The organism is Chamaesiphon sp., from assembly GCF_041738855.1.
In the GTDB taxonomy this organism is placed as follows: Bacteria; Cyanobacteriota; Cyanobacteriia; order Cyanobacteriales; family Chamaesiphonaceae; genus Chamaesiphon.
In genome coordinates, this window is the sequence record NZ_JBGSPA010000215.1 from 1 (window position 1) to 8,741 (window position 8,741).

Annotated in this window: 6 protein-coding genes and 1 pseudogene; all 7 read left to right on the plus strand. The window is 43.5% G+C overall.

Annotated elements, in window-relative coordinates; genetic code table 11:
- A pseudogene (locus ACEW9I_RS24205) lies at nucleotides 1–763 on the plus strand (hypothetical protein); the annotation flags it as partial.
- A gap of 65 nt (nucleotides 764–828) precedes the next feature.
- Nucleotides 829–1,986 (plus strand): transposase, encoded by a 1,158-nt coding sequence (locus ACEW9I_RS24210; RefSeq protein ID WP_373542895.1) that lies wholly within the window; start codon nucleotides 829–831, stop codon nucleotides 1,984–1,986.
- A gap of 1,014 nt (nucleotides 1,987–3,000) precedes the next feature.
- The gene (gene cas10, locus ACEW9I_RS24215) at nucleotides 3,001–5,301 is read left to right on the plus strand and encodes a type III-B CRISPR-associated protein Cas10/Cmr2 (protein WP_373542896.1); all 2,301 of its coding nucleotides are present in this window, start codon (nucleotides 3,001–3,003) and stop codon (nucleotides 5,299–5,301) included.
- Nucleotides 5,298–5,978 (plus strand): RAMP superfamily CRISPR-associated protein, encoded by a 681-nt coding sequence (locus tag ACEW9I_RS24220; protein WP_373542897.1) that lies wholly within the window; start codon nucleotides 5,298–5,300, stop codon nucleotides 5,976–5,978. The genes cas10 and ACEW9I_RS24220 overlap by 4 nt, the downstream gene beginning before the upstream one ends.
- Complete coding sequence (gene csx10, locus ACEW9I_RS24225; RefSeq protein ID WP_373542898.1) at nucleotides 5,975–7,276, plus strand: CRISPR-associated RAMP protein Csx10; 1,302 nt, start codon at nucleotides 5,975–5,977, stop codon at nucleotides 7,274–7,276. Before ACEW9I_RS24220 ends, csx10 begins: the two co-directional genes overlap by 4 nt.
- A complete protein-coding gene (locus ACEW9I_RS24230) occupies nucleotides 7,273–7,872 on the plus strand; it encodes a hypothetical protein (RefSeq protein WP_373542899.1) in 600 nt (199 codons plus the stop codon). The genes csx10 and ACEW9I_RS24230 overlap by 4 nt, the downstream gene beginning before the upstream one ends.
- Before the next feature lie 16 nt (nucleotides 7,873–7,888).
- Nucleotides 7,889–8,617: a CRISPR-associated RAMP protein Csx7 gene (csx7, locus tag ACEW9I_RS24235; protein ID WP_373542900.1), complete on the plus strand. Its 729-nt coding sequence runs from the start codon at nucleotides 7,889–7,891 to the stop codon at nucleotides 8,615–8,617.
- Nucleotides 8,618–8,741: the final 124 nt, after the last annotated feature.

Genomic DNA, 8,741 nt, shown 5'->3' on the forward strand with positions numbered 1-8,741 from the left:
CAAGCTAAATCGACAGTCAATCGAGAAATCGCTCCAGAATAATAGTGTCGAAACTAACCAAATAATTGTCTCAGAAGAGCTGCAAATTCCAAACTGGCAGCAAATACTATCCGGCAAAGTTCTAGGGCATGATGGAATTTCCACAGCACAAGCTGGAACGTCAGAACCAGAATTTAATAAATATCTAATCAGATACTTCGAGTCAATTCTCAAACCTAGCTATAGCTTCAATATTCCAAGCTTTCACGCGCCATATAGTGCGGATTTTTGCCTTCAACTATCTTGTGGATTGAGCTTCGATCTTGAAATCGATGAACCTTATGTTGGCGATACTGGCAAGCCACACCATTGCATCGATGATGATAAAGACAAGATCCGCGATCGTTTCTTTGCTGCTGGTAACTGGATTACGATCCGGTTCTCAGAAAAACAAGTAGTAACACAGCCGGATGAATGTTGTTACCTGATTGCAATATTAATTGCGGCATTAACTGGTGATAGCACGATTAAAAATCAATTTAAGCCTTCGATAACCTTACCCACGAGCGATCGTCGTTGGGCAGAATTTGAGTCACTAGAAATGGCAAAAAATAAATATCGTGATTCGTACTTACCGAAATCTCAAGCAAGTCAATCTACAAAATTTGCAAATACTGTTAATTCTAATAAATCTGCCAAGCTAGATTTAAAAAAGATCGTTAAGCCTAAACCCTTAGTGGTGCAGAAAAGTCCTGAAAGGCTTACGGTATCTAGAGAACAATAATTAATAGAAAAGGGGCTTGCGCCGTGGTTCGATTGTTTTAGCGAAAAACAAATCCACATAAAATAATGGCTACGCCCCAACTCTATCATCAATTATTTGAACAACTTGGTCAATGGATTATCCCCAAAGATTTACGTCACCTGAAGAACTGTGCAGAAATAGTGGCAGCAATTTTAGAATCGGAAAGTGCTTGTTTAGCACACTGGATTCCATATTTGAGCCACCGGGACTGTCAGGCCAGAAGCCATCTGGAGCGATTAAGCTACTTCATGAATAACCCAGCAATTAGCGATCGAGTGCTTTACGTTCCATTGCTGAAACAATTTCTCAAAGAATGGACAGGACAAGAACTAATCCTAGTCATGGATACCAGTATGTTTTGGGATACCTATTGTCTGATTGAAGTATGTATTGCATGGGGTGGACGCTCCATCACTCTAGCTCAAACTGTGATTGAACATGGCAGCTCTACAGTTGGCTTTGAGCAATACAAACCTGTATTAGAAGCAGCCAAATCTCGCTTACCAATAGGTTCACAGCCAACTTTATTAGCAGACAGAGGATTTGAGCACTCTGAGTTGATGCGGTGGCTCACACAAGAGCGATGGAATTGGGGGATCAGAGTCAAATCTAATCTCCAAATCACCTTGGCTAATGGCAAAACACAATCTTTGAAGGAACTATTTCCACCTAAAGACCAAGTGTACTTATTTCCAGGCGTTAAAGTGCTTGGGGATGTAGAGTGCAATTTGGGAACGGCTAACTGTCGTGGGGTCAAAGAACCTTGGGCTGTACTGACAAATACACCTTTATCACTACAAATATTCCAGCTCTATGGCAAAAGATTTGGCGGAGTTGAGCCTCGATTTAAAGATTATAAGTCTGGCACTTTTGATATATTAAGGTCGAAAATTAGGGATCCTAAAGCTTTGAGTAACTTACTGATGATGATAGAGATTGCGGAAATATTAGCGATTAGACTGGGCTTGATAATGATAGAAACACGCTCTAGAAGTAAGATAGATTGGCACGGCGAGAGAGGTTTAAGTCTTTTACAACTTGGCATCAGAACTGTCAAAACGTTAGGCCACCAAGCTCTACCGATTCCGTTTCTCACACCCATTCCTTGGGTGAAAATATCTCCAGCTTGTGCCTCTCTCAAAAAACGAGCAAAGTTAGCTCGGCGAATTGAATTTTCTAAAGTTATCTCATTTTCTTATTAGAAAAAATAGTTTTCTGCACCACTAAGGCCTAAACCAAAAACGTAGGTTTCAGAGTATCAGTCTAATCAAGGTGATAAGCTGTCAAACATTTAAAACACTCTTTTTGTCCTCTAGAACCTTTGCCGCGAGGGATTCAGTCAAAAAATTTAGATGTAAAACAGCTTATCTTCCGATCGAATCGCTTCAAGGGTACTTCGCTCCTTTATTTCGACTTCCAGATAACCTTTACTCTGAGCCAATTTTAAAATTTGATACTTGGACAGTTTAAGCTCAAAAATTCGACGAGAGAATGCACTTTTGGAGGCGATCTTGCAGAATTCCGCACGTATTCTGTTGCAACGCCTAGAAGGCGGTCGACAAACTCTCTCCACGCTCGATCGATATAGAGATGACATTTGATTCGATCGCTACCAACTTGAGCGTTTTCTTCCCCGTAAGGGGAAAAGTACTACGGAAGGGGCTGTTTCTTTCTCAATTTGAAGTTCTGGCATTCTTTAGTTTCCATCCCCTTGCGGGGAAAAGTACTACGGAAGTTTTTGTTCCGTCAACTTTTGACAGTTGACGGTAAAAATGTTTCCATCCCCTTGCGGGGAAAAGTACTACGGAAGAGTTCTGGATCGGAGGCTCACCCAGTATGAGTTTCAGCCATCAAATCGACGCACCCCTTTAGTAAGTGAGGAAACTTCGGATGTAACCAAAGAAATTAGCGCGTGGAAGCCTTGCTAGGTATGGTATCGACGCAGCTCGACGAAGTTATGCGGTTTTCAAGGTGCAGTGGGGGGTGCGTCGATTTAGAAAATTACATCGACTTCAATGGCCTGAACATAGCACTCGATCGAGCATGAGGATCGACATCTTTAAATAATTTAAGATTGCCAATATTACATAATCTAAACAGTTACACGATCGATCGCGAAAATAGATATGATGAGAAAGTTGATTATTGGTAGCTAGCAAGTATTCTAACGATCTCTTCCGCCTAACACTAGTATCTAGTTAGCAACATTTAAGCCTATGCAGATCGAATCGACAGATCGAATTCAACGCCGGATAAAAATAGCGATCGCATGGTGTTTGGGCTATTCTCCCACTCTAAATCGAGGTGTTCAATTACAAGCCTTGCGCGATCGCTTTTACGGCGATTTACCTTGTAGTGATAGTCTCCAATCGATTGTTGATGCCGTAGTTAACCTGATGAGGGAAGATCTTGAGCTTCCCAAACAGATTGTTGAGATCCAGTCACTGATTCAAGATCGCCCCTTACTATGGGAGCAACGGATTGGGATGGTTTACGGTGGAGCAACGAAAATTAAGCAGTATGTGTTTGAAGCTGCCAAGTTGCAAGAAATTCGTGGGGCTTCGGCGTTACTAGATAATATCAATTTGGTCGATCTCCCAGCCTTTTTTCATGGAGATGAAGATCTAGATCCTGAATATTTTCCTGAATGTCAGAGCGCGAAAGAATACTGTCAGAAAATTCGGCATGAGTGGCTAGAAACCGATAGCAGCTTGGCAGGATTAGCTTACGCGCTAATTCCAGAATTAATCATCTATTCTACAGGTGGAAATATTCTGGCATTTTGTCCATCGGAAGTAGTAGATCGATTGGCTAACGCGATCGAGAAGCGATATACATCAGAAACTTTAACTGCCAATTCTTGTGCGGTGGGAGCAATTTTCAAGCCATTAGAAATCAAATTTGGTTTATTGCCAGATGAAATTACTGATGAAACTTTCTGGTTCGCAGATTACCAAAAAGCTTATCAAAATCCAGAAACCCAAAAATTTATTTCTGGTTACGTAGCTCCTCAATTGACTACAGCGGATGGTCTGTGGGAGGCTTTTTGCCAACGAAAAAGCTTTAATGAATTGACGAGTAATTTGGCTGTTTTATTCAACCAACGTCGCAGCGGCAATCCTGAAATTGGTCGTCCCAGTCGGCAGTTTCCAGTAATGTTTGAAACCCATCCGTATTTACGACGGGATGGCGGCGATAAGCGATCGGCGATCGCTCAAGTCAAGCTATTACCTGATGAACCTTGGTATTCAGAATCAGCCGCACGTAAACGTCTCGTCGGACAAATCGCCAAGCGAGAGGATATTACCGATAATTGGTATCGGCGATTAGGATTACAATGGCGACCAAATTCTAGGATTGAAACTTGGGTAAGGAAGTATGAAAGATTCCTAAGCAAGCAAAGTCTAATAGATCGATACTTTGAGGGAAAAGAGAGAGTAACTGAAGAAGCGCGATCGCTTAGAGAAATTGGCAATGTTTGTCGAGGTTTTGTGGCTTATATTTATGCCGATGGTAATAATATGGGCGGTTATATCCAAAAGATTAAAACCCCACAAGAATATCAAAAATTTAGTCGGGATATTTTTACAGCTACCGAACAATCTGTCTATAAAGCCCTTGCCGAACATCTGCATCCCCATCGACTTCAGGGATTAACCGATCCCGAAAGTGAAGGGCGGAATGGAAAATGGATTCATCCCTTTGAAATTATCACGATCGGCGGTGATGATGTCATGCTCGTCGTTCCAGCGGATAAGGCTCTAGCGATCTCCAAAACATTAGGCGAGGAGTTTGAAAAGCATTTAGCTGGTATCCCAGAGTATCAGATATCTGGGGATGAAGATCGATCGAAAATCCATCGCTATCAACCGACAACAGCCGAGCCATCTGCTAGTAGTTTGAGTATGTCCACAGGCGTGCTAATTACCGCTGAAACTACCCCGATCTACTATGCCGAAGATCTAACAAATCAACTACTCAAGTCGGCAAAAGAGCGATCGAAACTTCTCAAACCACATGGCTATTATGGTGGTACGGTGGATTTTCTGGTGCTAAAATCCGTAACGATGATTTCATCGAATATCAAAGAATTTCGCCAAGAAGGATTGGTAAAATCCGCTGGCGACCTCAAACTCAAATTCTATGCTGCACCCTATACCCTGCACGAATTAGGTGGCTTAATTGAAGTCGTACAGACACTCAGAACCGCAGAATTCCCCAAATCCCAACTCTATCAGATTCGCAGTTTGCTCGATCGCGGCAAGCGGACGGCTATTTTGAACTATCGCTATTTTCGCGTCCGACTCAAGCCAGACGGTCAAAAAGTACTTAAAGACCAATTTGAGTTTGGCTGGTGCGATGCTGAGACTAATAATGGCAGCTTGGCTCCGTGGATGTATTACACTGAGTCAGATGCACAGGATAAGTCGGGCTATGAAACCATTTGGCGAGATCTTGTCGATCTGTACGACTTCGTAACCGTTAAGACCGAAAATGCCACCCAGTTAAACCGATGAAATTATCTACATTAGTCGCACAACCAACATTTCAAACCTATTCCCTGACAGCAACGATCGATTCTGCACTCTGTATCGGGGCAGGTGGCTCGGCTGGTTCCTTGGCGGATAAACCGATCGTGCGGAATGCGGCTGGATGGATGATTATTCCTGGCTCTCATCTCAAGGGTAGACTCCGACATGAATGCGAAAAAATTGCGCGTGGTTTGGGCTGGGAGGTGAGTAGATCTCCCAGCCCCCGTAATATGGTCGGAAATTATCCCATCCCTCCAATACTAGATCGATCGCCGCACTGCATTATCAGTTCGATTTTTGGCGATCCTTCGCTACCATCGAGGTTGTTAATTGACGATCTAATTTGTACGACTTCCCCTGAAGATCTCCCCAATGAAGTAATTCGTCCTGGTGTCACCATCAACCGTCGTCGCCGCACCGCTGAAGATCGAAAACTGTATTACTTAGAAACCTCTCCGCCTAATCTCCAACTAAAATTCACTGGTGAGATTCACACGATCGATCCGCCCCACTATGCAACAGCATTAATTTGTGCAGGATTGAGACATATTAATGCTTTGGGGGGCAGTAAATCGGCGGGATTGGGATGGTTGACTTGGGAATGGGGTGAGATACCGATAGACGATCGAGCTTGGATCGATTTGGGAGGTGCTAAAGGATGATAAGAATCAACCTCGAAATTACCGCCCATTCACCTCTGGCGATCGGCAGGCAAAAACCTGGTGGCTCGATTAGTGAAGTCGAAACTTATATTCCTGGCTCAGTCATTCGCGGCGCAATCGCGGGGCTGATGATTCGGGAAGCACGGAAGACAGGAACCGATTTTGCGAACGATCCTGATAGTGACTTTAAAACCCTGTTTATCGATGGTGGGGGAATTTTTCAGAATGCTTATCCGGCAATTGCCGATCTGGGCGATCGCCTTCAGGTAAATTCCGATGTGCGGGTTTTGCCTGCTACTGCCCTCAGCGCGAAGGGAAAGCCTGGATTTAAACCCAAAGGGAATGGAGTATTTGATTCGACGATCGATCGCTTTTATGCCGATCTGTTCGGTCAAGTTTATGACCCTAATTGCCCAAAAGATGGCGGTAGGGTCGATCCATACAAGGTGTTTTATAGTCGGAGTGACGATCGATATTTAGTGCATTCTACCAGTACTCGATTGCTGACTCGTGCGGGGATTAACCGCCGCCGCGCAACTGCTGAAGACCAATTGCTCTATAGCATTCAAGTTTTGGATGAAGTCAAGTGCAAGAATGGTAAGGATGTGTCAATGGCTTTCTGTGGCAGCATTTTGGTGGTGGAATCGATCGCTGAGGATTTTTACGACTATCTAAAGCGCAATGCTCAGAACCTTCGTTTAGGCGGTTCTACTTCAAGGGGTTTGGGGAAAGTATCATTGAAGCTACCGGAGAAAGAATCATTAAAGTTACAACCGACAAATCTTAGCCCCGAAAAGGAAGAACCGAAAGATCCTAGCTCCGATCTGCGCGAGCGACTGGGGGCATTCAATACCGCTTTCCAAAACCGTTGGCGACTCTGGCGCATGTTCGATCGATCCGTACTCGATCCAACCATCGATCGAACATACTTTACCATCGGCTTGCAATCTGAGGCGATTCTTACCGAACGCTGGCAACGATCGATCGTTATTTCTCCAGCTATACTCCAAACAGCAGCGGGTAATCTCTCTGGCGAGGTAAAACTGGAAGCAGCCTACAGTAGTTATGACTATCGTTCGGGCTGGAATAACGCTTGGGGATTGATGAAAGATACCGAACTTGTAACCGATCGCGGTTCGGTCTATCTATTTAGTGTTGAATCTGCCCATCAAGAAGAGTGGATCGCTGCTTTAACCAATTTAGAAAATCGCGGGATCGGCGATCGAACTATGGAAGGATTCGGACAGGTGCGGGTTTGTGACGAGTTTCATCGTGTATTTAGAGAGGAGGCTGTATGAGTTTAGAAATAGATCTAAAAATTCAAAAGGGAATTAGGGATGCAGAAGATGAGATCGTCCAAGCGATCGAAACTGCGCTAGACGGAAAAGTGTATGGCAAAACTGGCAACAAAGCTTTAGAAGAAGCACAATTTCGTAATTTACTAAATGTGGCAACTTCAACCGACAGTGCTGAGGTAGTGAAAAATTTCCTGCGTTATCAAGTAGGGCGAGATGAAAAATGGGGTCGTGGAGAAGGTTCGCTCGCAGAAGCAATTGTTTTAGACATCATAAAACTAAAGGTTAAAGCAGACTCAATTGTTTCAGATATTCAACAATATTTAAAAGACAAAGCAGCCGCTAGTTCTAAAAAACCCGAACAGGCTGGGGATATTGCTATTCAAAATATAGAAGAAGCTGAAAATGTTGCTACTGAGAGCAATAAAGAGATTGAGGATGTTACTCAAAATACTGAAGAGACTGAAGATATTGCCATTCAAAATAACAAAGACATCGAAAATATTGCTATTAGAACTAACGAAATTCATATGAATTTAGTTCGTCGCTATCTTGGTTATGGTTCCCGATACTTAGTTTATAAGCGTAAGCAAGGCTAATTCAAAATATTTTACTATGTTTGACACTTTTAAAAACCGCTTAGAACTATCGGGGACACTTTCTACTGTTACCGCCCTTAGGATCGGTGCTGGAAGATCGCTCGATCCGACTAGCTCCGATCTACCTGTGATGAAAGATGCTTTAGGTCGCCCATTGATTCCAGGTTCTAGCTTCAAGGGGGCAATGCGATCGCGTCTCGAAAGTTTCTTACGGGGTATCGATCTTTCATTGGCGATCGATCCGAGCGAATTGGTGAATTCCTACTGGATGAATCGACTTAAGCTACAGAAAGAAGCTGCGACTGATGATGCGAGTTTAACTCAATCTTTAATTGCGATGACCGATCGAGTTTCCCTCCTATTTGGTTCGCCGTGGATGGCGGGAAAACTCCAAATTCAAGATTTGCCTGTAGTGGAAGAACTATGGTTCGGGCAATACCAAGAACGGGATGGCGTATCGATCGAACGCGATACCGAAACGGCGGCGGATGGGCGCAAGTATGATTTTCAAGTAGTGCCAGCGGGAACGCTATTTTCCTTCAAGGCGATCGTCGAGAATGCTAGTGATGCCGAACTGGGGTTACTAACGATCGGTTTAAACCAGTTTGAAAATGAAATGATTCCTTTAGGCGGCGGCAATTCACGCGGCTTGGGCGTAGTCAAACTCGATCTTACCGAAATGATCTGGGTAAATCCCGCTAACCCACAAGAACTCCTCGAATATCTCAAAAACTTAGTAACCTGAGTTCGATGAGGCTAGCCTCATCATCAAATCAATTACCTGACTGTGTTTGAGCCAATCACTACCAATCCTCAAAAACTAAGTGTTTCATAAATTATTATCAATAAGCTCTGCTTGTTGATAATTA

Bases quoted from the DNA above. Each gene is read 5' to 3' on its own strand.
- ACEW9I_RS24210 (WP_373542895.1), top strand. From the start codon at position 829: ATGGCTACGCCCCAACTCTATCATCAATTATTTGAACAACTTGGTCAA.
- cas10 (WP_373542896.1), top strand. From the start codon at position 3,001: ATGCAGATCGAATCGACAGATCGAATTCAACGCCGGATAAAAATAGCG.
- ACEW9I_RS24220 (WP_373542897.1), top strand. From the start codon at position 5,298: ATGAAATTATCTACATTAGTCGCACAACCAACATTTCAAACCTATTCC.
- csx10 (WP_373542898.1), top strand. From the start codon at position 5,975: ATGATAAGAATCAACCTCGAAATTACCGCCCATTCACCTCTGGCGATC.
- ACEW9I_RS24230 (WP_373542899.1), top strand. From the start codon at position 7,273: ATGAGTTTAGAAATAGATCTAAAAATTCAAAAGGGAATTAGGGATGCA.
- csx7 (WP_373542900.1), top strand. From the start codon at position 7,889: ATGTTTGACACTTTTAAAAACCGCTTAGAACTATCGGGGACACTTTCT.